The following is a 23,435-nucleotide window of genomic DNA, read 5'->3' as shown; positions in this document are numbered from 1 at the left end:
TGAAGGGGGTATGACTCCTATTCTGTCACAACCGTAAGGAAGCATGCGCGCTCACGCGCAGCGGCGCTGCTGGTCGATCCACATGCGCGCCCAGCGGCAGGCGTAGGCGAGCGCGCGCCTTTCTTCGAAGAAATAATCGAGTTCGTCGAACGAATGCTGCGCGCCCGGTTGCGTGCCAATGGTGAGATTGGCGGCGAAAAGGCCGTTCGGGAGCTGCCGCGCGCTGGGGGCGACGACATAGCCTTTGTAGCGTAGTGGAGTGTTCATGGCCGCGCTTCCTGCTGATCTTCTGCTGATTTGCCCGGGTTCTCGTTCTCGGTGGCGCGTGTGTTTTGCTGCCCACTCACTGTGCCGACACGGACCAGCGTACGGGCCGCCATGTGTCGATGGAACCAATCATTCGTCGCAAGCAAATCACGTGTGGCCTGGAACGGTCAGCAGAATGATCCGGATGAGGCGAGGGGTGAATCCGGCTTCAATGTGGACCGGACGATATGCGGCGTCTGTGGGATGGCGCACGCGATGTGCGCCGCGCGACGCCGGCAATGTGGGTTAGGGAACGTTTCCCGCTCCGCGCACTCGACGGCGTGCGGTTGGGCGAGCAGGAGAGGTCGGGCAGCGTCTCAGACAGCGAGGCTCAGGCGCTTTTCGGTGCGCGGCGCGTTGGCGGCCTGTGCGCCGCCGACGCTGTTCAACGCGCTCGCCAGCGGCGCCGCGTAGTGTTCCTGGCCCTGGCCACCGAACGCGAGCGCGAACTGCGCCGCCTGGCGGCCGACGGTTGCGAGCTGTTCGGCGACCTTGGCGTCGGAGCACTGCTGCGCACTCTCGAAGCGAGTCTCCAGCGTGTTGATGCCCGCGCCGAACGGTGTCGGCCAGCCGCGCAGCGCGTGCACGATCGCGCGCAGCGAGGTCAGCACCGAGCCCGCGGCCTGCCAGCCATAGGCCGTGACGATGCAGCCCACTGCCCGGCCGTCCAGATAAGGGCGGTCGTCGGCCCGCAGTTCTTCGAGCGTGTCGAGCGCGTTCTTCACGAGCCCCGATACGCCGCCGTGATAGCCGGGCGTCGCGATGATGACGGCGTCGGCGGCGCGCACGGCATCGATCAGTTCGAGCTGCGCGTCGGTGCGAACGGGGTCTTCGGGTGCGTAATGCGGCAGCGTGTGCAGGAACGTGCCGCCGAATAATTGCGTGCGCGCGCCGGCGTCTTCGGCGCCGCGCAGCGCGAAAGCGAGCGCGCGCTCGGTCGACGAGGCGGCGCGCGTCGTGCCGCCGATGCCCACCACGAGCGGGCGGCGATGCGAATCGGAAATGCTCAAGCGGAACTCCCTGAATTGCGATGAGACCTGGCTCGTGCGGGATCGGGCTACGCAGCCACGAAGCCTGGCAGGCTGGAAAGGGTCATCTTAGAGAGCGCGCCGCACGGCGCGAAACGACTTTTTGTTCTATCCATATGCCGGCGGCGCTACGTTGCGCTGCGCCATGCGGCCCGCAATGCATATGCGAAACCATTGGTTGGACACGCGCCGGGCCGTGGCTAAGATGAAGCCGTCTCCTCCATGACATCTCCTTGACATGGGATTCGGCCCCGCACTTCTCCGGTGACGGGGCTGTTTTTTTTCTGGAGACGGAAACGGGCGGCGCTTCGAGGTCTTCGAGGCCATGATCGCGGCAGCTGCGTGCCGCGCTGTATGTCGTGCTTTGCGCCGCTGACTGCGGCTACGCGCTAGCTCAAACCGTGAGGACGTTGCCGTCGGGGCCGATTTGCGGCGGAATTTCCGGCAGGGTCCCGTTGCCCGGCGCAGTGCGCGCGGGGGCGCCCGGCGTGGCCGGCAGCGTGGGCGCGGGCGCGCGCACGGCCGGTTCGGCGATCTTGCGGGTAGTGAGCTTGTCGGCGGAGGCCAGTTTGTGCTTCGTGCCGTGATGCGCCTTCTTGCCGGCATTGCCCGCATGCGCCGAGGGCGTGCGCGCTTCCGGCGGATTCCAGATCTCGATGTAGTGTTCCCCGGCGATCGCGGTGGACGCGAGGACGCCCAGCAAGGTCCCCGTGATGAAGAATCGCACGTCGTGTTCTCCGTTTCGATGTACAGGCCGGGGCCGCGCCATGCGCCGGGGCGCGATGAGGCGGCGTAACCCGGTACGGCGACCGGGCGGCACGAACGGCCGGCTGCACGCACTGTACATTCATACAGGCGCTTATGCAAACGTTTCACGACGTGCTGCGGGCCATGTGTTGCATGGGCGCGCCGCGGCTCTGCGGGGCTTGCGCCGACGCTCGATCTGGCGTGTGCGGGCGGTTCAGGCGTCGAGCGTCGCCCGGTTTTGCGCGATCGCGCCGTTCGCGGCCGGGCCGTGCGCGCCGAGCCAGCGCCCGTAGCTGCGCGGCGAGAACGCGAGCGTGAGCACGATCATCGCGCTGATCGATACGGCGAGCATGATCCACGCGCCCGTGAAGCCGCCCGTGAGGTCGCGCACGCGGCCGGCCACGATGGGGGCGAGCGCGGCGATCACGAAGCCCAGACCCTGGACGAAGGCGACGAGGCGCGCGGCCAGGCGATGGTCCGCGCTATGGTCGAGCGCGGTGACGAGCGTGACCGAGAAGGTGCCGCCGAGCCCTGCGCCGGCCGCCGCGACCCACAGCAGCGGCGCGGCCTCGGGCCATGCGGCGAGGCCGATCACGCCGACGAGCTGGCCGCACAGGCCCAGAACGAGCCACGGACGCCGGTCCGTGAACGCCGCCGCGGCAAGCGGCAGGAGCAGCGCGCTGGCGGCCTGGAACACCGTCATCGCGGCGAGCAGCGAGCCGCTCGCTTCGACGCTCGCCCCGTGCTGCTGATAGTAGGCAGGTAGCCACGCAACGAGACTCGTATAGCCGCCGTTGACGAGGCCGAAATGCAGCCCGAGCGTCCACGCCCGGCGCTTGCGCCAGACCGGCACCGTTGCCGCGTCGGCATGCGCCTGCGTGGGCGCGGTGGCGGCGTGCTGTGCGCGGCGGCCTGCGCCGAACCCGTGGTTCAACATCCCCCAGATCGCGAGCGCGACCAGCGCCGGCAATGCCCAGACGGCAAGCCCCGCATGCCACGAACCGCTGAGGCGCGCGACGAGCGGGCTCAGGCTCGCGCCGAGCCCGCCGCCGCCCATGATCGACGCAGAGAACAGCCCCATTGCGAGCGGCACCCGCGCGGCGAAGCGCTGCTTCATGACGGCGGGCAGCAGCGCCTGGATGGCCGCGACGCCCGCGCCGGCCGCCGCCGCCGTGAGCATGAGCGCGCCGCCGCTGGCGGCGAACGCGCGGGCCGCGCATGCCGCGGCAATCGCCACGAGCCCGAGCGCGACGCCGCGCGTTTCGCCGAGCCGGCGCGCGAGCAAGCCGGTGCCGAACGCGCCGAGCCCCATCGCGACGACGGGCAGGCTCGTGAGCAGCGAAGCGCCGTAGAAGCTCAGGCCGGTGTCGTTGCGAATGGTCGTCATGAGCGGGCTGATCGAGGTGAGCAGCGGCCGCAGATTCAGGCCGATCGCGACGATCGCGGCGTACCACGCAAGCGCGCTGGCCGACTCGCCGGACGGCGTCTGGGAATGATTGGAGCGGTTTTGAGGGTTCAATGCGGTCAACCTTTTTGCTGCTGTTTGGTTGACCATTATACAAAATAATTGTCAACAATCTGGCGGCGCCCGCTATCTCCGGCATGGGCGATCGAGTATGGGCGCAGGTCTATATCGCCTCGCCATGGCGCTCGCTACAATGCGACCTGACCCAGCGACCCGACCCAGCTAGCGCGCCTGCCCATGGCTCAATCCTCCCGCCTCGCTCCGCCCCGCGATACCGACGAACCGTCCGATGTCGAAGCGCATGTCTATGCGTCGATTTCTTCCGCGCTGCTCGAAGGCAAGCTCGCGCCGGGCCAGCAACTGGTGGAGCGCGAACTCGCGGCGGCGTTCGGCTGCACGCGCGGCGCGTTGCGCAAGGTGCTGGCGCGTCTGGGCTTCGAGGGTAAGCTCGTGCTCGAACCGAATCGCGGCGCGTTCGTGCCGTCGCCCTCGGAGGACGACATCCGCGCCGTGTACCGCGCGCGCCAGGTGGCCGAGGCGGGCGTGATGGTGAGCCTGTGCGGCACGCTCGACGCCGCGATGCGGCGCAAGCTCGCGGCCCACGTGCGTAGCGAGAAGAAGGCGTTGCGCGAGGCGCGCGTGGACGAAGCGGTGCGCCTCGCGGGGCAGTTCCACTTGCTGCTGACCGAGCAGGCGGGCGGTGCCGCGCTCGTGGAAGCGCTGGCGCAACTGGTCGCGAAAACGGAGCTTTACAAGGCCTTGTTCGATCCGTCGAAGGCGTCGATGTGTGCGCCCGACGAGCACGCGCAGATCATCGAGGCGCTTGAGGCGGGGGACCTCGCGGCGGCGCTCGCCACGATGCGTGCGCACCTGGGCGAGCTGGAGGAACGGGTGGTGCAGCAGGCGCGTGCGCGCGCCGGGCGCGATCTCAAGACGGTGTTCGCGGATCTCGCGAACGGCTGAACGCGCAAGGCGCGCGTCAGCCCTGATCTACGCGCCGGCGCAACTCCTTCGAAGCGGCGAGCGGGATACGCGCATCGTCCCACGTGGCGAGCCATTCGATCTCTTTCGCGGCGAATACCTGGCCATGATTGCGCAGCGCGTACTGCAACGAGTCGATGACGTGATTGCGGATGATTTCGGGCGTATGCGGGTCGTCGAGGACGATGCGTAAGGCTTCGAGCGTGGCCATGGTGCGGCTCCGGCGAATGTGGCGACCGCAACGTTATCGCACGACAAAAAAGTGCTTGCCGGGCGAGAAAAAATAGCCGACGAAGCGCGCCTCAGTGCCGCGTGCGCCTGAAGATCTCGTACTCCTCGGCGAAGGCTCTCGCAACGGCGGGCCGCTCGCGCACGCGTTGCGCGTAGGTCGCGACGGCCTCCCATTGCGACACATCGATGCCCACGTACGGCGCCCAGTTCAGCACGGTCACGAGATAGGCGTCCGCCACGCTGAACTCGTCGAGCAGGAAGGTGCGCGATTCGAGATGCTGCGCGAGCAAGCCGAAGCGGCGCGGGATCTTGCCGCGCGCATAGGCCTTGACGGCCTCGTCCACGTCCTTGCCGAGCAGCGGCACGAACACGGCCTTGTGCAGCTCGGTGCCGATGAAGCCTAGCCATTGCTGCAGGCGCGCGCGCTCGCGCGTGCCCGCTGGCGGCGCGAGCCGCGCCTCGGGAAAACGGTCGGCCACCCACGGCAGCACCGCTGAGTTTTCGGTGAGTGTCCAGCCATCGTCCTCGCGCAGCACCGGCACCTGGCCGAGTGCGTTGACCGCGAAGAAGTCGCCGCCTTCGGCGAGCTGCTTCGTGAGCGTGTCGACCTGGATGTAGCGGGCCTGCGCGCCTGCCTCGTAGAGCGCGATGCGCGTGGCGAGCGAGCACGCCAGCGGGGCGAAATACAGATCCATCGTCTTCCTCCTTTGCGGGCTATCGGGCTTTTCGAATTTTTGTACTATAGTGAACAAAAATCGCCGATCCAATATTTCTATGCAATCCAGTACAAAAAAGGATAGCCGCCCACGCGGGCGTCCGCGCGCCTACGATCCGCACGAGGCGCTCGCCCGCGCGCGCGATACGTTCTGGCGCAACGGCTACGCAGGCACATCGCTCGACGACCTGAGCGAGGCGACCGGCATGAACCGGCCGAGCCTCTATGGCGCGTTCGGCGACAAGCACGCGCTCTATCTGCAAACCATGGAGCGTTACGTGGAAGCGGGGCGCACGGCGATGGAGTCGGCGCTGGACAGCGCGGTGCCGCTGCGCGAGGCGCTGATGCGCGTATTCGACGGCGCGCTCGGCTGGTATTTGCCGGCGCACGATGCGGCGCGCGGCTGCTTGCTGATCGGCACGGCGGCGGTGGAAGCCGTCAACGACGAGGCGGTACGCGAGCGTCTTGCCGCAGGATTGCGCACCTTCGACAAGGCGTTCGAGCGGCGCCTGCGCGCGGCGCTCGCGCAAGGCGAACTGCCGCCCGATGCCAGCGCGCCGATGCTCGCGCGCCTTGCCTCCGCGCTCTTGCACAGCATGGCGCTGCGCGCGCGGGCCGGCGATTCGCGGGCCTCGCTGCGCGCGATGGCGGTGGCGGGCGTCGCGCTGATCTGCGGCGAAGCGCCGGCTGCGGCCGATGCGCGTCCGGCGCGGCGGCGCGCGAAGTGATGTCACGCTGAACGTTGCTGCCGGCGCCCGCTACGCGGGCCCTCACGCCGCTTTCCCTTGTTACACTGGCGCAGTCGCGCAGGGACGGCTTGCGCACTCGAAGAGGGGAACACGATGGTGCGCTACAGGCACTACAAGGGTGGCATTTACGAACTGGTTTGCGAGGCGACGCTCGAATCGGATCCTTCCGTCACGATGATCGTGTATCGCGCGGCGAACGGTACGATCTGGACGCGGCCCTCCAATGTGTTCTTCGAACTCGTCGAGTATGAAGGCGGACTCGTGCCGCGCTTCGCGCCCGTCAACTGATTCTTTTCACACTCGTCTCTTCCACGCTTTAGAGGTTTCGCCGAATGCGTTTACTGATTGCGCTGATCCTGCCCTGGCTCCTGTTCTTCACCATTGGGCGTCCGATTGCGGGCATCGTCTGCCTGATCCTGCAGATCACGCTGATCGGCTGGATTCCGGCCGCGATCTGGGCCGTGTATTCGCTCAGCCAGTTCAAGACCGACCGGAAAATAGAGGACGCGCTCGGCCGTCGCGGCTAAATCCCGGAGCGGGCGTCTACGCGCCGTGCAGAGGCGCGTTGCGCGTTACAACGGTAACCCGTGCTCACAATTCAATAAGAACTTAACGCTGATTCTTCTTTCTTACAAATAGAAAGGGGAGTCAGCTATGTTCAAGTTCGTTCTCACGGTGGGCGCCATCGCGCTCCTTGCCGGGTGTGCGGTGGCCCCGGGCTACGACTATGGTTACGGCGGCTATGGCCAGCCGTACTCCACCGGCTATTACAGCGGCTACGCGCCGGGCTATGCGCCGACCTATGGCAGCGTGAATATTGGCGTCTGGGGCGGTGGCGGCGGTCGCGATTATCACGGCGGCGACTGGCACGGCGGCGGCGGTGGCTGGCACGGTGGCGGTCCGGGCGGTCCGGGCAGTCCGGGTGGTCACGGTGGGGGCCACGGCGGACCTTGGGGGCCGCCGGGCGGCGGTCATGGAGGCGGCCATGGTGGCGGAGGCCACGGCGGTGGCGGTCACGGTGGCGGCGGACCGGGCGGCCGTTGATCCGCGCCGAGCCGAAAATCCGTTGCAAAACGAATCAGGCCCGCCTCTCTCACGAGGGCGGGCCTGATGCTTTGCACGAGAACCCGGCGTCACAGCCGGGGTTGTCGCGAAACTTACTGGCTCGACTGCGACGTTCCGTTCGTCGACGGGCCGTAAGCCGTCGCGCGCTGCGCTGCGACCTTGGCTTCGGCAGCCTGAATGTTTTCCGGGTAGTGCATCCAGTCGCTCGGATCGTAGCCGGCGGCGCGCAGTTGCGCGAGATCGGCGCGGACTTCGGCGCGGGTCACGGGTTGTTGCTGGGGTTGTGCCTGCGCGAATGCGGCGGCGGGCACGGCAACGATAGCGGCGAGCACTGCTGCCTTCAGAAACGAATTCATGACTAACCTCCGATATTTTTTGTGGGGAGCCATCGCATCGGCGTGGTCCATGCCGACAATGTATGTGGTCGGAGGGTCAGGGTAAATACCTAGAAAACGAATTCAGTGTTCTTCTGACGACAACAATCGGCGTCGAAATCTTCTGAAGTATTGCGCCGCCCGCTTGCAATAAGGCGGGAAGGCCGCAGATCGTCTGGCCCTGAAATCTCGCCGGATTATTGCGAAATCTGTAATTCCAATTCGCCTGAATCGGTCTGTATCCGGCCGGGGCGCTTGCCTAGAATCCACTCACAGCCAGCCGATGCGGCGAATCGCAGCGAGCCGGCCGAGCACGACAGGGTATGCACCGTCGTTGCGCATCGACGCTAAATAATTCCGGAGGTTGTCATCATGAAGTCGCTTCTCAAGGCTGTTGCCCTTACCGTTGCTCTGGCTGCTCCGCTGGCCGCGTTCGCCCAGGCCGATCAAGGTCTGACCCGCGAGCAGGTGCGCCAGCAACTCGTCGAATTCCAGCAAACGAGCCGCAACCAGGCTGCAGTCGCTCCCCAGACGGCCGCGCCGGTCGCCCAGACCGATGGTTCGTTCGGCGGCGTGAGCAACTCGACGTCGGTTGCGGGCGCTCGCTATGTGTCGGAAGCGGCACGCACCGGTCCGCAATCGGTGTACTTCGGCGGGCAGTAAGCCTGTCGGTAGTCAGCAGATAAAAACGGCCCGCGATTTCGATTCGCGGGCCGTTTCGCATTTGGGCGCAGCGCAGCGTTTTGGTGCCGCTACATGGCTTCCGCCTCGGGCACGTCGAGCACGAGATCCGTGCGCGCGACGGCCACACAGGTGAGCACATAGCCCTCGGCTTTTTCCTCGCGGCTCAATCCGGGCCACTCGATCGTGAAGCTCACTTCGCCGCTCACCACGCGGCACAGGCAGGCGCGGCAGGTGCCGTTGCGGCACATGCGCGGCAAGCGGATGCCCTCGAATGCCGCCGCTTCGAGCAAGGTCAGTTCCGGTGGCGCTTCGAAGCTGCGCCCGAGCGGCTCCACGCGCACGACGGGCACGCGCGGCGAGCCGTCGCCGTCCTGCACGCTTTCGTGGTTCTTGTCGCTCATGAAAGCGACACCCCGAGCAGACGCCCCGCGCCCGCCGTGAACGCCGCCGCGGCAAGCCCGATCACGATCTGCCGGAACGCCGAGAACGTTGCGCTGCGCCCGTTGAAGAGCGAGGTGAACACGCCGACCAGGGCGAGCCCGCATGCGCTCAGCACCACCGACTGCGCGATGGCCGTGACGCCGTGCGCCCACAGGAACGGGGCGGTCGGAAACGCCGCGCCAAGTGAGAAGAGGCAAAACGAGACAGCGGCGGCCGACCACGGATTGCCGCCCAGCTCCTTCGGGTCGATGCCGAGCTCCTCGCGCGCCAGCGTATTGAGCGCCTCGTCCTTGTTGCGCATGATCTGGGCGGCCACGCGGCGCGCTTCTTCGGGATCGATGCCCTTAGCCTGATAGATGAGCGCGAGCTCGTGGCGCTCGGCGTCCGGCGTGTGTTCGAGCTCGTCGGCTTCCTTCGCGAGCTGCGTGCGCGCCAGCTCGCGCGCGTTGGTCACCGAGAGCCATTCGCCGAGCGCCATCGAGCAGGCGCCCGCCACGAGGCCCGCAAGCCCCGTGAGCAAGATCGTGCGATTAACGCTGCCCGCGCCCGCCACGCCCATGATCAGGCAGAAGTTCGAGTTCGCCCCCAGCACCGCCGCGCGCAGGTCGTTGCCCGCCGTCGCGCCTTTGTGCCACGACTCGGCCGCGCCGATCGCTTCGCCGTGGCCGTGTTCGGGCTCGCGCTTCTTCGCGGCGATCGCCTGCACGATGGCGGCGTGCTGCTGTTCCTGGGCGGAAAGCTTCTCGGCGCCGGGTTCGCGCGCGTAGCGGTCGCGGTCGGCGTATTCGGCGGCGGCGACGGTGGGCAGCACGAGCGAAGGGCCGAACGTGCGCGTGAGCGTTTGCAGCAGGCGGGTTTTTGCGCTGCGCCGATGCGGCCGGGGTGTGATGCCGTTGGCCGCGAGCTTCTCGCGCCACACGCTCGCGTGCTCGCGCTCGGAGGCCGCGAGTTCGGCGAAGATGCGGCGGCGCTCGTCGTCTTTCTCGACCGCGGATAGCGTGTCGTAGACGGCGGCGCTGTCGAGTTCGTCGGCGAGATTGCGCCGGAAGCGGTGGATTTCCTGAGCGGAGGCCATGGGGCGCGGTGCGGGAAGCGATCCGCCAAGCTTACCCTGGCGCCGCCGCGGCCAGAAGCCGCTTCGACGCCCGCCTTGGCCGGTGCGCTCAGCGGCGCTGACGCAGATGCCGGTAGACCGTGTTGCGCGCGAGCCCGAGTTCGCGAGCCGCCGCCGAAACATTGCCGCTGTGGCGCGCGAGGGTCTCTTCGATGAGCCGAGACTGCCAGACGGACAGGCGCGCGGGCTCGCGTTCCGTGTCGCCCGCCTGGTCTTCGGCCGTGGCATCGGCGCACGGCTGTGCGCAGTCGCTCGCGGGGTCGCAATCGTGCATCAGGTCTTCGGGCAGATGCTCCATGTCGATGGCGTCTTCGCCTTCGGCCATGATCGCCGCCGTGCGCAGCGCGCTCGCGAGCTGACGCAGATTGCCCGGCCAGCGGCAGCGCGCGAAGCACGCCCGAACAGCCGGCGTGAGACGCGCGGGCGCACCCGGCACCTCGCGCCGCACGATCTCGAGCATGCGGGCGACGAGCGCGTCGAGGTCGGTGCGCTCGGCCAGCGCCGGCAGCGTCACGACGAGGCCGTTGATGCGGTAGTAGAGATCCTCGCGGAACGTGCCTTCGGCGATCATCGCGCGCAGGTCGCGGTGCGTCGCGCAGACGATGCGCAAATCCACCGGCACCGCGCGCGTACCGCCGAGCGGCACGACGGCGCGCTCCTGCAACACGCGCATGAGCCGCACCTGTTGCGCGAGCGGCATGTCGCCGATCTCGTCGAGAAAGAGCGTGCCGCCATGCGCCTGCGCGATCTTGCCGGCGCTGCCGCGGCGCTTCGCGCCGGTGAATGCGCCGTCCTCGTAGCCGAACAGCTCGGCTTCGATCAGCGTGTCGGGCAGCGCTGCGCAATTGAGCGCGACGAATGGCCCGTCGCGGCGCGGCGAATCGCGATGCAGCGCCCGTGCGAGCCATTCCTTGCCGGTGCCCGTGCGGCCGAGCACGAGCACGGGAATGTCGCGGCCGCGCACGCGCGCCACGCGCTGCAGGGCGGCGGCGAGCCGTTCGTCGCCGGTATCGAGTTCGGCGAGCGTGGGCTGCGGCGTGGTGTCGGCGGCATGGGGCGCTTTCGCCTGGGCGGGCGCGGGCGTGTACGGCGAGCGAGCCGTTTCGGCTACGGCGCTGCGCGCGAACGTTGTGAGGCCCGACGTGGGCGCGCCGGGCGTGGCGCGCGCGATCACGCGCACGCCGCTTGGCAGGGCGAGCGTGAGCGGCTCGCCGCTCGCGCGCATGAGCTGCTGCATGAACGCCGCGAACGGCTGGCCGAAGAGCGCCGCGAACTCGCGCTGCTGCAGCTCGGCGAGCGGCGCGCCGAACTGGAACAGGGCGCTGCGGTTCGCGCAGAGCAGCGTGCCATCTGCCGAGAATGCGGCCAATCCTTCGTAGAGCGTACCAATGAATTCCGCGCGTGCGTGAAACTGGAGCCGGATGGCATCGGCGAATTCGGTGTTGAACAGATGGTTCTCGATCATCTGTGCAGACATGCGCACGAGCGCGAGCGTGTGCTTGTGAAAACCGCGCGACTCGCCGCTCACGTCGAGTGCGCCGAGCGTGCGCCCGTACGGATCTGCGATCGGCGCGCACGAGCAGGTGAGGATGTGATTGGCGCGCAAAAAGTGCTCGCCCGCATGCACCGTGGTCGGCTGGCCTTCCACCAGCGCCGTGCCGATGGCATTCGTGCCGCGATGCTGCTCGGCCCACGAGACGCCCGGGCGCAGCGCGACGCGTTGCGCTTTCTCGACGAAGTCGCTGTCGGCGCAGCTATGGAGGATCACGCCATTGCGATCGGTGAGCAGCACCATGCTCTGCGTATCGACGATCTGCGCGTGCAAGGCGTCCATGACGGGACGCGCCTGGTGATAGAGCGTGCGGTTCGTGTCGATCAGCTCGCGCAAGTCGGCGCCGGCGAGCGCGTCGAAGTCGGGCGCCTCGGTGGCGCGCAGTCCGAGTGCGCGCGAGCGTGCGTGAGCCTGCGCGATGGCGTCCGCGCGGGCCGCGTCGTGCGGCGTGACGGGGCGTCGGGTCACTCGTGTCTCCAGTCGTTTTGGGCGCTACGCTGCGGCGCAGCAAGGCTACGCGAGCGGCGCCTCTGGGGCAGTTCATGGTACAGGATCCGCGGCGGCTGCCAATTCGGGTTGAAGCCGGGTTGCAGCCGCGTCGGCGTCGCCTCAACTGCGCCTTGAGTTTACGGGCGCGAGTGCCATGATGAAGGTGAGGGCGCGTTTGCGTCGCGCCCCCGCTGAGTAGCGGAGTTCGTCATGGTGCACGGCGAATTGAGGATCGTGGTGGCGGTGCTCGCCACGTTCGTTGCGCTCTTTGGCCTCGGGTATGCGATTGACGGATTGATCTTCGACGAGAACAACGTCGTGCTCTCCGGAATGGTGACCGTGGCCCTTGGGATCGTCGCGTTCGTGGTGATGCTCACCCTGCACCCGAAAGACCTCGAAGATCTCGATCAGCACCGGCATCGCGAATCCTGACGCGCCCGGGCGGCGCGCATGGTGCGATGCGGCAACCGGCGCGGCGCGTTGGCGCAGGGCCGGGGAGGAGAGTGTTTGTGCGCGCAACGGCGCACGCGCTTGCTGCACCCGCGAAAAAGGGCTCGGACGAGCACGCCGCTGGCTATTTCAGGCGTATGACAATGTCGACCTTGCGGGCGGCAGGAAGTCGTCTAAAGTGAATCAAATCAACCTGCGCGAACGTGTGGTTCGCCCGGGTTGGTGTTGATCCGCGCGAACCGGATCGGGGTGTTCCCAGGCACCAGGCTGGGGCAGCCCGACGACGGATGAACGCGGCCTTTTCACCCTCCACCAAAGGCGACCCCCATGCAGATCATGTTTCCGAATGAGGTGCCCGAGTACTCGGGCCCAGACCTGACCTTGGCGTTTCCGGCGATGATCGATGGCGAGCGGGTGGAGTGTCTGATCACGGCGGCGGCGCTGGAAGATCACTTCGGGGCGGCTTCGCCGCGCGCCGAAGACATGCTCAGCGCGTTCGACCATCATCGCGACCGCATCGAGGCCTGCGCGCGCCGTTTGCTCTCCGAAACACGTGCGCAGTGCCTCGTGCTGCGCAGCGGCTACGTGCGTTTCGTGCAGGCCCACGCCAACGCGTAGTCAACAAAAAGCGCCCGCAGGACGCGGGCGCTTTCCGTTCAGCTGAGTTTGCTTGCCGCGCCCGTTGGGGCGCGGCGTTCGTTTACGCGTGCGCCGCCTTGCCGCTAGATCATGCGGCGCAGCGTGTTGTCGCGGAATACGACGTGATGCGCGATCGCCGCGAGCGCGTGCAGCCCGATCACCCAATAGAACAGATTGCCGATCAGCACGTGTGCGTCCTTGAGGAACGTGCGCGCAGCCGGGTCCGGGCCGATGAGCGTGATCTGCAGGTTGAACCCCGCGAGCGTGACCGGATGGCCGCCGGCGTTGATCATCAGAATGCCGAGGAGCGGCTGCACGAAGATGAAAAGGTAGAGCGCGAGATGCACGAGGCGCGAGAGAAACGACAGCAGCGCGTTCGAGTCGATCTCCGCGGGCGCGCCGCGCCAAAGACGCCACGCGAGGCGCAGCACGGCGAGCGCGAGCACGAGCGAGCCCGCCCAGAAGTGCACGTTGCTCCAGAACACGCGGCTGTCCGTGCCCTTGGGGCCGCGCACCTCGATCGCCAGCCAGGCGAGCGCGACGAGCAGGAAGATGACCCAGTGAAAGAAGATGGCGGGCTTCGTGTAGCGTTCGGTTGCGGCGGGGTAAGTTGCCACGTGGCGGCTCCTGTGTGCGGGGAATCTGACGATAGTTCCCTATGATAAGGAGGACGCGCCGGGCGGGGCAGTTGTGCGGCCGGGAAGTTTGATGCGGAGGGGGGCGGCGGCGAATCAAAACAAAAAGGGTGGCGCGAAGCCACCCTTTTGCTTTTATGCGTTGCCGAGATAGAAGTACCGGAACAGGAACACGGCGGCGATGATCCACACGATCAGTTTCACGTCGCGCACACGGCCCGTAAGGAGCTTCAGGCCCGCATACGAGATGAACCCGAACGCCACGCCGTTGGCGATCGAGTAGGTGAACGGCATGGCAAGCGCCGTGAGGGCGGCGGGCACGACTTCGGTGGCGTCGTCCCAGGGCAGATCGGCGAGTTCGCGCAGCATCAGGCACGAGACGTAGAGCAGCGCCGGCGCCGTGGCGTAGCCCGGCACGACGCCCGCGAGCGGCGCGACGAACAGGCACGCGAGGAACAGCACGGCCACGGTGAGCGCGGTCATGCCGGTGCGGCCGCCCGCCTGCACGCCCGAGGCGCTTTCGATATACGCCGTGGTCGACGAGGTGCCGAGAATCGAGCCCGCGAGAATCGCGGTGCTATCTGCGAGCAGCGCGCGGTTCAGGCGGTGCATCTTGCCGTGCACGAGCAGGCCGGCGCGGTTGGCCACGCCCATCAGCGTGCCGGTCGCATCGAACAGCTCGACGAGGAAGAACACGAGCACCACGTTGAGCACGCCCGTGGAGAGCGCCGCCTTGATGTCGAGTTGCGCGAAAGTCGGCATGATCGACGGCGGCGGCGAGAAGATGCCGTGGAACTGGTTGCCGCCGAAGAAGAACGAGAGAATCGTGACGCCCACGATGCCGATCAGGATCGCACCGCGCACCTTCAGCACGTCGAGCGTGACGATCGCGAAGAAGCCGATGATCGCGAGGATCGTGTGCGGATCGTGCAGGTTGCCGAGCTCGACGAGCGTGGCCGGGCTGCCGACCACCACGCCCGAGGTCTTGAGCGAGATGATCGCGAGGAACAGACCGATACCCGCCGTGATCGACACGCGGATCGAATGCGGAATGCCATTGACGATGGCTTCGCGCACGCGCAGCAGCGTGACGATGAAGAACAGGCACCCGGAGATGAACACCGCGCCGAGCGCGGCCTGCCACGTGAAGCCCATGCCCTTCACGACCGTATAGGCGAAATACGCGTTCAGGCCCATGCCGGGCGCGAGCGCGATGGGGTAGTTCGCGTAGAGGCCCATGACGAGCGAGGCGAGCGCCGCGACGAGGCAGGTGGCGACGAATACGCTTTCCTTCGGCATGCCGGCGTCGCCGAGAATGGCCGGATTCACGAAGATGATGTAAGCCATCGTGAGGAAAGTCGTGATACCGGCGAGCAGTTCGGTGCGCAGGTTGGTGCCTGCTTCTTCGAAACCGAAATAGCGTTTGATGGCGTCCATGAAGATCGGGCCCTTGAGAGTCGAGCGGGTTGTTCGCTGCTTGTTGGTGTGGTGTCTTGCGTATAGCCGGCGCTGGCAGGTCCTTGACGTGCCCATGCACGCGCGCGCATGCCGCAGCGCGCGGCTACGGGCGCGATTGTAAACAATTGTCCGTCGAGCGCAGAAAAGCCGTCGTGAGCGTGGAACGGGTACAACAGCGCGCGTTGCGGTAGCACGCGTGAGAGGGCGCGGCGAATTGCGCCGGTGGCGGGAGGAAATGGGCGCGAGCGCTCGCGGGCGCCGGGCGTTGCTTCGCCCGGTGCCGGGTTACGGCAGCCGTCCTGCAATCAAGCGATTACTGCTGCATTTGACCGGCGGGAGCGCCATAGCCGGCGCGCGCCGCACGCCGTTGCGCGACGATCGCGCCCGCGCGTTGCGCGTTTTCGGGGTAGTCGATCCAGTCGAGCGGATCGTAGCCCGCCTGCCGCCATTCGATCAGATCCGCACGGACCTGGGCTCGAGTCAGCGGTTGTGAGGGATCGTACGGTTGGGCCACCGCCGCAGCCGACGCGAAGCAGCACGCTGCTGCGAGGACGCCGAGCGCTACACGCGAAAGTGAGTTCATGGCAAGGCCTTTCATATTAGGGATATCCCCTAAAAGTATAGGCGCTATCTCATTAACTCAAAGACGCATCGAGGGCTTCCCGGGCTACCCGCGAGGTTTCGAAGAGTCGTTGCGGGCGTTTGCCGTGCGGTAGTCGGTCGGGCGCTGTCCGGTCCATTTGCGGAAGGCCCGATGAAATGCGCTCGGCTCCGCGAACCCGACCGCGGCGGCGACATCGGCGACCGAGCGGCCCGGCTCCTGCAGCGCCGCAATCGCCAGGTCGCGGCGCAGTTCGTCCTTGATCGACTGGCAGCTGTGCCCCTCCTGGCTCAGCCGTCGGCGCAGCGTGGCGGGCGCCACGTTCAGCCGTTGTGCGATGGCGTCGGCATCGGGCCACGCATTGACGGGCAGGGCGCGCAGCGCGCGTCGCACGCGCGCGGCGAACGAGCCCGGATTGCGGTACTTCACGACGAAGTTGCCGGGCGCGTTGCGCAGAAACGCCCGCGCCGAGCTGGCGGTCTGGATCACGGGCAGTTCGAGAAAGCCCGGCGCGAATTCGAACCAGGTGGCCGGCCTATCGAACGCCATGTCGTCGCAGAGCATGAGCTGGTATTCGTGCGCGGCGGCGGGCTGCGGGCAGCGAAAGCGCGCCGCGAGCAGCGGAATGCGCCGCCCCACGAGCCAGCACACGAGCCCGTAGACCAAGATGAACCAGGTGGCGTACGCGAACATGGTGGGCGTGGGTTTGTCCGCGCGATGCGAGAGCGTGACGCGCACGCGCTTGGCGTCGATGTCGATCTCGCCCGACAGGTCGTCGAGCACGAGGCGCATGAAGTGCACGGCGCGCTGCAGCGCCTGGCGGCCCGTGCTGGCGCCGAGCGCCGAGTGCGTCATGGCGATGAAGCTGCCGCTTTTCATCGCGTGCGAATCCTGGCCGAAGAATTCGTCGTCGAGCGCGCGCGCGATGCCCGACCACAACTGGCCGTATTGCGCCGCGCTCACGCGCGCCCCGGGCTCGCGCAGCACGGCCGGCGCGATGCCGGCGGCATCGGTGAGCGGCGCGGTTTCGAGGCCGCCCGCGCGTGCCAGCGCCAGCGTCTCGTTCACGAGGCTCATCGAGATCGTGCCTTTTTCGCTCAGTGTCTGGGTTCTCTCCGGTTGCATGGATCCTTTTCCCGTGGGGGCTGTCACAGCCAATATGGTAAATCCGATCAGTGACTTTGAGCGTGACGGGCATCGAATACGGCCGCTCGCGTGCCTACACTTTTCGCAAGCCTTGCAGCCGGGGCCGCATCGCGCCACAGTGGAAGGCAAGGGCAAGAGACACAGGAAGGGGACACACATGGACGAGTTCTATACCGACGACCAGCGCATGATCCGCGACGCCGCGCGCGACTTTGCGAGCGGGCAACTGGCGCCGAACGCGGCGCAATGGGACCGCGACGGCAGGCTGCCCGACGAGGTCGTCAAGCAACTGGGCGAACTGGGTTTTCTCGGCATGATCGTGCCGCAGGAGCAGGGCGGCTCGTACACCGACTACGTGGCCTACGCGCTCGCCATGGAGGAGATCGCGGCCGGCTGCGCCTCGTGCGCGACGCTCGTGAGCGTGCACAACTCGGTGGGCTGCGGGCCGATTCTGCAGTTCGGCACCGATGCGCAAAAGGACCGCTGGCTCGGCAAGCTCGCGAGCGGCGAGTTGATCGGCGCGTTTTGCCTGACCGAACCGCAGGCAGGCTCCGAGGCGAGCAACCTGCGCACGCGCGCCGAGCTGCGCGACGGCAAGTGGGTGCTCAACGGCAACAAGCAGTTCGTGACCAACGGCTCGCGCGCGAACATAGCCATCGTGTTTGCCGTGACCGATCCCGACGCCGGCAAGCGCGGCATTTCCGCGTTCATCGTGCCGACCGAAACGCCCGGCTTCAACGTCGGGCCGCTCGAGAAAAAGATGGGCATCCGCGCTTCGGACACCTGCCCGATCTCGCTGGTGGACTGCGCGATTCCCGAAGGCAATCTGCTCGGCCAGCGCGGCGAGGGCCTGAAGATCGCTTTGGCGAATCTCGAAGGCGGGCGCATCGGCATCGCCGCGCAGGCTTTGGGCATCGCGCGCGCGGCCTTCGATGCGGCACGTGCCTATGCGCACGAACGCGTGCAGTTCGGCGAGCCCATCATCAAGCATCAGAGCGTGGCCAACCTGCTCGCGGACATGCATACGCGCATCAACGCCGCGCGTCATCTCGTGCATCACGCGGCGCGGCTGCGCACGCTAGGCAAGCCGTGTCTTTCCGAGGCTTCGCAGGCCAAGCTTTACGCTTCCGAAATGGCCGAGGAAGTGTGCTCCCACGCGATTCAGATTCATGGCGGCTACGGCTTCCTGAACGACTATCCGGTGGAGCGTCACTACCGCGACGCACGCATCACGCAGATTTACGAAGGCACGAGCGAAGTGCAGAGGATGGTGATTGCACGGCAGCTTTGAAATGAAGTGAGGAAGACGAAGCAATAATAAGCGAGCGCGTATGCGCCATAGCTATGCATGGGACCGGAGTCAGTGCTTTGCACTAACTCCGGCTCGACAGGAGACGACGATGACCGGGTTCACCCCTTCCGCGCAGGCCTTCATCGACGCACGCGAGCTGCTGCTGCGTCACCGTACCGACTACGCGCGCGCGTACGACGAATTCGCGTGGCCGAAGCTCGACACGTTCAACTGGGCGCTCGACTACTTCGACGTGATGGCGCGCGGCAACGACACCCCGGCGCTCTGGATCGTCGACGACCTCGCTGACGGCGGTACGCGCTATTCGTTCGCGCAGATGTCGGAGCGCTCGTCGCGCATGGCGAATTTTCTGCGCGAGCAGGGTGTGGCGCGTGGCGACCGCTTGCTGTTGATGCTGCCCAATCGCGTCGAACTCTGGGACGTGATGCTGGCGGCGATGAAGCTGGGCGCCATCGTGCTGCCCGCCACGACGCAGCTCTCGCCCGACGACGTGCGCGAGCGCGTGGCAACGGGCGGCGCGCGCTACGTCGTCGTGGATGCCGCCGAACTCGGCAAATTCGATGCACTCGACCCGAGCGTGAAGCGCATCGCGGTAGGCGCGGCGCCCGGTGCGTGCGAAGGCTGGATCGAGCTTTCGCGCGCGTACGAAGCGAGCCCCGCGTTCGAACCCGACGGCCCGACACGCGCCACCGACCCGCTGCTGCTCTATTTCACTTCGGGCACGACCTCGAAGCCCAAGCTCGTCGAACACACGCACGAGAGCTACCCCGTAGGCCACCTTTCGACGATGTACTGGATCGGCCTCATGCCCGGCGACGTCCACTGGAACATCAGTTCGCCGGGCTGGGCCAAACACGCGTGGAGCTGCTTCTTCGCGCCGTGGAACGCGCAGGCCTGCGTGTTCGTCTACAACTATGCGCGCTTCGTGCCGAAAGACACGCTTGCCGCACTCGTGCAATGCGGTGTGACCACCCTGTGCGCGCCGCCCACGGTGTGGCGCATGCTCGTGCAGGAGCCGCTCGCAAGCTATGCGGTGAAGCTGCGCGAGATCGTGGGCGCGGGCGAGCCGCTCAATCCCGAGGTCATCGAGCGCGTGCGTCACGCGTGGGGCATTACGATCCGCGACGGCTACGGCCAGACCGAAACGACCTGCCAGATCGGCAATTCTCCGGGCCAGCCCGTGGTGGCGGGCTCGATGGGACGGCCGCTGCCTGGCTACCGCGTGGAACTCGTCGATGCCGACGATCAGCCCGCGAGCGAAGGCGAAATCGCGCTACCGCTCATGCACCGTCCGCTCGGCCTGATGACGGGCTATGCGAACAACGCGAAGGCGAGCGAATACGCCATGCGCAACGGCTACTACCACACGTCCGACGTCGCCCTGCGTCGCGACGACGGTTACTACGTCTACGTGGGCCGTGCCGACGACGTGTTCAAGTCGTCCGATTACCGCCTGAGCCCGTTCGAGCTGGAAAGCGTGCTGATCGAGCACGAGGCGATCGCCGAGGCGGCGGTCGTGCCGAGTCCGGACGAGCTGCGCCTCTCGGTGCCGAAGGCCTTCGTCATCGTGCGTCAGGGCTTCGAGGCGGGCCCCGAACTCGCACGCGAGGTGTTCCGCTTCTCGCGTGAAAAGCTCGCGCCGTACAAGCGCATTCGCCGCCTGCAGTTCAGCGACCTGCCCAAGACCATCTCGGGCAAGATCCGCCGCGTGGAGCTGCGCCGACGCGAAATGGAGCGCAGCGCCGAGCCCCCGCGCCAGCCCGACGAGTACTGGGAAGAGGATTTCCCCGAGCTGCGCTGATATCCACACGGAGTCCGAAATGATCGAATTCGAGTACGCGCATGAGGGCGCGGTGGCCCTGCTCACGCTGTCGCGGCCGCCTGCGAATGCTTTTACGATCGACGGCTTGCGTCAGCTCCAGCAGGTCGTCGAGGCGTTCGACCGAGAGCCGCAGGTGCGCGCGGTCGTCATCACCGGCAGCGGGCCGAAGTTCTTCAGCGCGGGCGCCGACCTCAATGCCTTCGCCAGCGGCGACCGCGAGGTCGCACGCACGGCGGCGAGCGCGTTCGGCGCGGCATTCGAGGCGCTGCAGAAGGCGCGGCCCGTGGTCATCGCGGCGATCAACGGCTATGCCATGGGCGGCGGTCTGGAGTGCGCGCTCGCGTGCGATATCCGCATTGCCGAAGCGCACGCGCAACTCGCGCTGCCCGAGCCTGCCGTGGGCCTGTTGCCCTCTGGCTGCGGCACGCAGACCTTGCCCTGGCTCGTGGGCGAAGGCTGGGCCAAGCGCATCATCCTCACGGGCGAACGCGTGGACGCGCAAACGGCGCTGCGCATTGGTCTCGTGGAGGAAGTCGTCGCAACGGGCGGTGCGCGCGAAGCGGCGCTCGCGATGGCCGCGCGTGTCGCGGGTTTGAGCCCGCAAGCGGTCACCTTCAGCAAGTCGCTGATCCATCAGGCGCGCAATGGCGTGCCGCGCGGCGCCGCGCTCGCCGTCGAGCGCGAGCGCTTCGTCGATCTGTTCGATTCGCCCAACCAGCGCGAGGGCGTCAACGCGTTTCTGGAGAAACGCAAGCCACGCTGGCATATTGAAACGGAGAACTAGGCAATGAATGCAACACCCGCTTCCGCCCAGGCTGCAACGGAAGCCGAAAAGGACGTGCTGTTTCGCGTGGTCAATCGCGTTGCGATCGTCACGCTCAACCGGCCCGCTGCGCTCAATGCGCTCTCGCACGCCATGGTGCGCGAACTGGCCGTCCTGCTGGAACGCGTGCGCACGGACGACGACATCGTCGCGCTCGTGCTGGAAGGTGCGGGGCCGAAAGGCTTTTGCGCGGGCGGCGACGTGCGCGCGATTTATCGGCTCGCCCGCGAGAAAGCGCGCGAAGGCGCGAATGGCTGGCAGCAATTCTTCGTCGACGAATATCGCCTCGACTACGCGCTGCACACGTTTTCCAAGCCGCTCGTCGCGCTGCTCGACGGCGTGACGATGGGCGGCGGCATGGGTCTCGGCCAGGCGGCCGTGCTGCGCGTGGCGACTTCGCGTACGAAGATCGCGATGCCGGAAACGCGCATCGGGCTCTTGCCCGATGTGGGCGCGACGCACTTCCTCGCGAAGCTGCCGGTGGAGACGGCGCTTTACGTGGGTCTGACCGGCGCGATGCTCAGCGGCGCGGATGCGCTGCAATGCGGCCTTGCCGATGCCTGCGTGCCGGGCGAATGGCTCGATGGCTACGAGGCGCGTCTGCGGGCCGCGCAATGGTCGGGCGATGTGCATGCTTCGTTGCGCGAAGTATTCGTCGCGCCGTGTCACGAGGCTGACGACGGCGCGCTTGCTTCGTTGACGCCGCTCGTCGTGCGGCACTTCGACCGCCGCTTGCGTGTCGAGCAGATCGTCGCAGCGCTGCGCGCCGACCTCGAACGCGAGCACGCGCAAGCCGAACGAGCGTGGCTCGAAGCTACACTCGAAGCGCTCACGCACTATTCGCCGACGATGCTCGAAGTCACACGCGAAGCGCTGCTGCGCGGCCGCCAGATGACGCTCGCCGAGTGCTTCCGCATGGAGCTTGGCATCGTTGGCCGTGCGATCGAGGAAGGCGACTTCTGCGAGGGCGTGCGCGCGCATCTCGTCGACAAGGACCGCAAGCCGCGCTGGGCGCCCGCCACGCTCGTCGAGGTGCGGTCCGAACGCGTGCAGCGTTTCCTCGCGTCGCCGTGGCGCGGCGAGGCGCATCCGCTGGTGGACCTCGGCGCCTAACGGTTCAGTCGGAGGACTCGCGTGCCGACGGCTCGCGCAGTGCGGCGAGCCGTAGTTCACGTTCGGCGCCGAGTGCCGGCGCGCCGTGGGAAGGACCCTGCGCACGCGTCAGCAACCGCAGCGTCGCGACCGAACCTGCCACGGCGAGCAGCAGCGGAATCGCAAGATCGTGATTCGCGTGAGTGAACTCGAGAATCAGCACGGTTGCGGTGATCGGCATCTGCATCGAAGAGGCGAGAAACGCACCCGCGCCGACGATCGCAAATGCACCCGGCGAAAGGCCGGGCCACACGTGATTCACGAGCCCGGCGATCACGATGGCGAGCAGCGCGCCGTTCGCGAGCCCCGGCGTAAGCAGGCCGCCCTTCGCGCCCGCGCGCAAGGTGGTCGTCGTGATGAACACGCGCAGCACGAGCAGCGTGGCCGCGAGGCCGATGCCGAGATCGTCGTCGAAGCTCAGGCCCGCCGCGCCCTTGCCGTTGCCGAGCAACTGCGGAAACCAGATGGCCAGCAGGCCAATGGCCGCGAAATTCACCAGCGAGTAGAGCGGTAGCCGCCAGTCTTTGGGCGAGGCGTCGCGCGCGCGGCTCGTCACGCGTGAAAAAGCATGCGCGGCCGCGCCGAACAGCGGCCCGCAGAGCACCGACCACACCACGAGCTGCGCATTGATGCCATAGCCGGGCACGTGGTATTGCTGCGCGTCGCCGAGACCGATCCATGCGATCACGGCTGCAATGGCCGAGGTGCTGATCGCCGGCACCGCCACCGACCAGCCGAACGTGCCGAGCAGCACTTCGAGCACGAACATCGCGCCGCCGAGCGGCACGTTGTACACGGCTGCGAGCCCCGCGCCCGCGCCGCACGCGATCATCACGCGGCGCTCCGCGGCGGTGAGGCCGGTGCGCTTCGCGAGCCAGCTCGCGAACGCGGCGCCGATCTCGCGCGGTGCGACTTCGCGCCCGAGCGGCGAACCCATCGCGACGGTCACGATCTGCAGCAGCGCGTGCACGGTGGTCGCGAAAATGGGCATGCGCTTGCCGCCCGGCTTGATCGCCGCGCTGATGCTCACGAGCGGGCGCGCGTAGCGATAGAGCGCCCACCATCCGCCGCCGGCGATCAGCCCGCACGCCACGAGCACCGCTACGCGCCGCCAGGGCGCGGTATCGGTCACGCCCTGCAGAAAGCTCTCCTCGCCGATGATGTGCCCCGCGCCGTAGCCATAGGCGACGTGCTGGATCGCGTGCAGCAGCAGCGCGAGCAGCATGCCGGAGAGACCCGCGCCGATGCCGGTGAGCACGGTCACGAGCGCCAACGTGACGAGCGGGCTGCGCGGAGGCGGACGATCGGCGTTGGCGCGAGAGCGCGGCGAGGGTTGGGGCGTGAGGGATGACACGGCGGGAAGACAGGCGTGGGAGTCGCCAGGCGACGGGCTGGCGCCCATTGTAGCGAGGGCAGGGGGGCGGCGCGTCGAGCACGTTCAGCGCGCCCGGCATCT

General features: G+C 67.3%; 27 protein-coding genes. 12 read left to right on the top strand and 15 right to left on the bottom strand.

The window, feature by feature from the left end; all coding sequences use genetic code 11:
• Window positions 1-51 precede the first annotated feature (51 nt).
• The 4 genes from AB4Y35_RS00285 to AB4Y35_RS00270 all read right to left on the bottom strand — a co-directional run bounded on the left by AB4Y35_RS00285 (window position 52) and on the right by AB4Y35_RS00270 (window position 3,600).
• Complete coding sequence (locus AB4Y35_RS00285; protein ID WP_368702913.1) at window positions 52-267, bottom strand: transcriptional regulator; 216 nt, start codon at window positions 265-267, stop codon at window positions 52-54.
• A gap of 356 nt (window positions 268-623) precedes the next feature.
• Complete coding sequence (locus AB4Y35_RS00280) at window positions 624-1,316, bottom strand: NADPH-dependent FMN reductase (RefSeq protein ID WP_368702912.1); 693 nt, start codon at window positions 1,314-1,316, stop codon at window positions 624-626.
• Window positions 1,317-1,728: 412 nt separating this feature from the next.
• Window positions 1,729-2,061: a hypothetical protein gene (locus AB4Y35_RS00275; RefSeq protein WP_368702911.1), complete on the bottom strand. Its 333-nt coding sequence runs from the start codon at window positions 2,059-2,061 to the stop codon at window positions 1,729-1,731.
• 234 nt (window positions 2,062-2,295) lie between these two features.
• Complete coding sequence (locus AB4Y35_RS00270; RefSeq protein ID WP_368702910.1) at window positions 2,296-3,600, bottom strand: cyanate transporter; 1,305 nt, start codon at window positions 3,598-3,600, stop codon at window positions 2,296-2,298.
• Between the two features lie 183 nt (window positions 3,601-3,783).
• Here AB4Y35_RS00270 and AB4Y35_RS00265 point away from each other — a divergent pair, with 183 nt between their 5' ends.
• The gene (locus AB4Y35_RS00265) at window positions 3,784-4,509 is read left to right on the top strand and encodes a GntR family transcriptional regulator (RefSeq protein WP_028202601.1); all 726 of its coding nucleotides are present in this window, start codon (window positions 3,784-3,786) and stop codon (window positions 4,507-4,509) included.
• A 16-nt stretch (window positions 4,510-4,525) separates the two neighbouring features.
• On the opposite strand, the gene AB4Y35_RS00260 is transcribed toward AB4Y35_RS00265, so the two are convergent.
• Both AB4Y35_RS00260 and AB4Y35_RS00255 read right to left on the bottom strand, forming a co-directional pair.
• Window positions 4,526-4,738, bottom strand: a complete 213-nt coding sequence (locus AB4Y35_RS00260; protein ID WP_069261722.1) for a hypothetical protein — start codon at window positions 4,736-4,738, stop codon at window positions 4,526-4,528.
• 91 nt (window positions 4,739-4,829) lie between these two features.
• On the bottom strand, window positions 4,830-5,453 hold the full coding sequence (locus AB4Y35_RS00255; protein WP_368702909.1) for a glutathione binding-like protein: 624 nt from the start codon (window positions 5,451-5,453) through the stop codon (window positions 4,830-4,832).
• A 79-nt stretch (window positions 5,454-5,532) separates the two neighbouring features.
• On the opposite strand from AB4Y35_RS00255, the gene AB4Y35_RS00250 reads away from it, so the two are divergent.
• The 4 genes from AB4Y35_RS00250 (at window position 5,533) to AB4Y35_RS00235 (ending at window position 7,266) form a co-directional block, all read left to right on the top strand.
• On the top strand, window positions 5,533-6,201 hold the full coding sequence (locus AB4Y35_RS00250; RefSeq protein ID WP_368702908.1) for a TetR/AcrR family transcriptional regulator: 669 nt from the start codon (window positions 5,533-5,535) through the stop codon (window positions 6,199-6,201).
• A 114-nt stretch (window positions 6,202-6,315) separates the two neighbouring features.
• Window positions 6,316-6,510: a DUF1653 domain-containing protein gene (locus AB4Y35_RS00245; RefSeq protein ID WP_028202597.1), complete on the top strand. Its 195-nt coding sequence runs from the start codon at window positions 6,316-6,318 to the stop codon at window positions 6,508-6,510.
• A gap of 44 nt (window positions 6,511-6,554) precedes the next feature.
• Window positions 6,555-6,749: a YqaE/Pmp3 family membrane protein gene (locus AB4Y35_RS00240; RefSeq protein ID WP_133185186.1), complete on the top strand. Its 195-nt coding sequence runs from the start codon at window positions 6,555-6,557 to the stop codon at window positions 6,747-6,749.
• A gap of 127 nt (window positions 6,750-6,876) precedes the next feature.
• Window positions 6,877-7,266: a hypothetical protein gene (locus tag AB4Y35_RS00235; RefSeq protein ID WP_368702907.1), complete on the top strand. Its 390-nt coding sequence runs from the start codon at window positions 6,877-6,879 to the stop codon at window positions 7,264-7,266.
• A 113-nt stretch (window positions 7,267-7,379) separates the two neighbouring features.
• Here the strand turns inward: AB4Y35_RS00235 and AB4Y35_RS00230 are convergent, their stop codons facing one another.
• The gene (locus AB4Y35_RS00230; protein WP_069261728.1) at window positions 7,380-7,643 is read right to left on the bottom strand and encodes a DUF4148 domain-containing protein; all 264 of its coding nucleotides are present in this window, start codon (window positions 7,641-7,643) and stop codon (window positions 7,380-7,382) included.
• 390 nt (window positions 7,644-8,033) lie between these two features.
• On the opposite strand from AB4Y35_RS00230, the gene AB4Y35_RS00225 reads away from it, so the two are divergent.
• A complete protein-coding gene (locus AB4Y35_RS00225; protein ID WP_368688513.1) occupies window positions 8,034-8,324 on the top strand; it encodes a DUF4148 domain-containing protein in 291 nt (96 codons plus the stop codon).
• 89 nt (window positions 8,325-8,413) lie between these two features.
• Here AB4Y35_RS00225 and AB4Y35_RS00220 read toward each other — a convergent pair whose 3' ends face one another.
• From AB4Y35_RS00220 to AB4Y35_RS00210, 3 genes are all read right to left on the bottom strand, one after another.
• Window positions 8,414-8,746 (bottom strand): 2Fe-2S iron-sulfur cluster-binding protein, encoded by a 333-nt coding sequence (locus AB4Y35_RS00220; protein ID WP_368688512.1) that lies wholly within the window; start codon window positions 8,744-8,746, stop codon window positions 8,414-8,416.
• Window positions 8,743-9,861: a VIT1/CCC1 family protein gene (locus AB4Y35_RS00215; RefSeq protein WP_368702906.1), complete on the bottom strand. Its 1,119-nt coding sequence runs from the start codon at window positions 9,859-9,861 to the stop codon at window positions 8,743-8,745. The genes AB4Y35_RS00220 and AB4Y35_RS00215 overlap by 4 nt, the downstream gene beginning before the upstream one ends.
• An 88-nt stretch (window positions 9,862-9,949) precedes the next feature.
• Window positions 9,950-11,920, bottom strand: coding sequence for a sigma-54-dependent Fis family transcriptional regulator (locus AB4Y35_RS00210; protein ID WP_368702905.1), 1,971 nt, complete (start codon window positions 11,918-11,920; stop codon window positions 9,950-9,952).
• Between the two features lie 231 nt (window positions 11,921-12,151).
• Between AB4Y35_RS00210 and AB4Y35_RS00205 the strand changes: the two genes are divergently transcribed.
• Together AB4Y35_RS00205 and AB4Y35_RS00200 are read left to right on the top strand one after the other, a co-directional pair.
• Window positions 12,152-12,373 carry a DUF2964 family protein gene (locus AB4Y35_RS00205; protein ID WP_324155259.1) on the top strand — a complete coding sequence of 74 codons (222 nt, stop codon included), beginning with the start codon at window positions 12,152-12,154 and terminating at the stop codon, window positions 12,371-12,373.
• A gap of 345 nt (window positions 12,374-12,718) precedes the next feature.
• Window positions 12,719-13,009, top strand: a complete 291-nt coding sequence (locus AB4Y35_RS00200; RefSeq protein WP_042266602.1) for a DUF1488 domain-containing protein — start codon at window positions 12,719-12,721, stop codon at window positions 13,007-13,009.
• 104 nt (window positions 13,010-13,113) lie between these two features.
• Here AB4Y35_RS00200 and AB4Y35_RS00195 read toward each other — a convergent pair whose 3' ends face one another.
• The 4 genes from AB4Y35_RS00195 to AB4Y35_RS00180 all read right to left on the bottom strand — a co-directional run bounded on the left by AB4Y35_RS00195 (window position 13,114) and on the right by AB4Y35_RS00180 (window position 16,849).
• The gene (locus tag AB4Y35_RS00195; protein WP_368688509.1) at window positions 13,114-13,647 is read right to left on the bottom strand and encodes a cytochrome b; all 534 of its coding nucleotides are present in this window, start codon (window positions 13,645-13,647) and stop codon (window positions 13,114-13,116) included.
• Window positions 13,648-13,800: 153 nt separating this feature from the next.
• Window positions 13,801-15,102: an NCS2 family permease gene (locus AB4Y35_RS00190; protein WP_368702904.1), complete on the bottom strand. Its 1,302-nt coding sequence runs from the start codon at window positions 15,100-15,102 to the stop codon at window positions 13,801-13,803.
• A 334-nt stretch (window positions 15,103-15,436) separates the two neighbouring features.
• Complete coding sequence (locus AB4Y35_RS00185; RefSeq protein WP_324155253.1) at window positions 15,437-15,706, bottom strand: DUF4148 domain-containing protein; 270 nt, start codon at window positions 15,704-15,706, stop codon at window positions 15,437-15,439.
• A gap of 84 nt (window positions 15,707-15,790) precedes the next feature.
• Window positions 15,791-16,849 (bottom strand): AraC family transcriptional regulator, encoded by a 1,059-nt coding sequence (locus AB4Y35_RS00180; RefSeq protein WP_368702903.1) that lies wholly within the window; start codon window positions 16,847-16,849, stop codon window positions 15,791-15,793.
• Window positions 16,850-17,027: 178 nt separating this feature from the next.
• Here AB4Y35_RS00180 and AB4Y35_RS00175 point away from each other — a divergent pair, with 178 nt between their 5' ends.
• The 4 genes from AB4Y35_RS00175 (at window position 17,028) to AB4Y35_RS00160 (ending at window position 21,940) form a co-directional block, all read left to right on the top strand.
• Window positions 17,028-18,161, top strand: coding sequence for an acyl-CoA dehydrogenase family protein (locus tag AB4Y35_RS00175; RefSeq protein WP_368702902.1), 1,134 nt, complete (start codon window positions 17,028-17,030; stop codon window positions 18,159-18,161).
• Between the two features lie 109 nt (window positions 18,162-18,270).
• Window positions 18,271-19,983 carry an AMP-binding protein gene (locus AB4Y35_RS00170; protein WP_368702901.1) on the top strand — a complete coding sequence of 571 codons (1,713 nt, stop codon included), beginning with the start codon at window positions 18,271-18,273 and terminating at the stop codon, window positions 19,981-19,983.
• 19 nt (window positions 19,984-20,002) lie between these two features.
• Entirely contained in the window at window positions 20,003-20,788 is a 786-nt protein-coding gene (locus tag AB4Y35_RS00165) for an enoyl-CoA hydratase (protein WP_368688503.1), read from the top strand.
• Window positions 20,789-20,791: 3 nt separating this feature from the next.
• Window positions 20,792-21,940 (top strand): enoyl-CoA hydratase/isomerase family protein, encoded by a 1,149-nt coding sequence (locus AB4Y35_RS00160; protein WP_368702900.1) that lies wholly within the window; start codon window positions 20,792-20,794, stop codon window positions 21,938-21,940.
• 4 nt (window positions 21,941-21,944) lie between these two features.
• On the opposite strand, the gene AB4Y35_RS00155 is transcribed toward AB4Y35_RS00160, so the two are convergent.
• Window positions 21,945-23,333, bottom strand: a complete 1,389-nt coding sequence (locus AB4Y35_RS00155; protein WP_368702899.1) for a chloride channel protein — start codon at window positions 23,331-23,333, stop codon at window positions 21,945-21,947.
• Between the last annotated feature and the right edge of the window lie 102 nt (window positions 23,334-23,435).

The sequence above is a fragment of the Paraburkholderia sp. EG286A genome, assembly GCF_040965375.1.
Lineage (GTDB): Bacteria > Pseudomonadota > Gammaproteobacteria > Burkholderiales > Burkholderiaceae > Paraburkholderia.
Note: the sequence above shows the minus strand (reverse complement) of the source record. Positions and strands in the feature narration are given on the sequence as shown.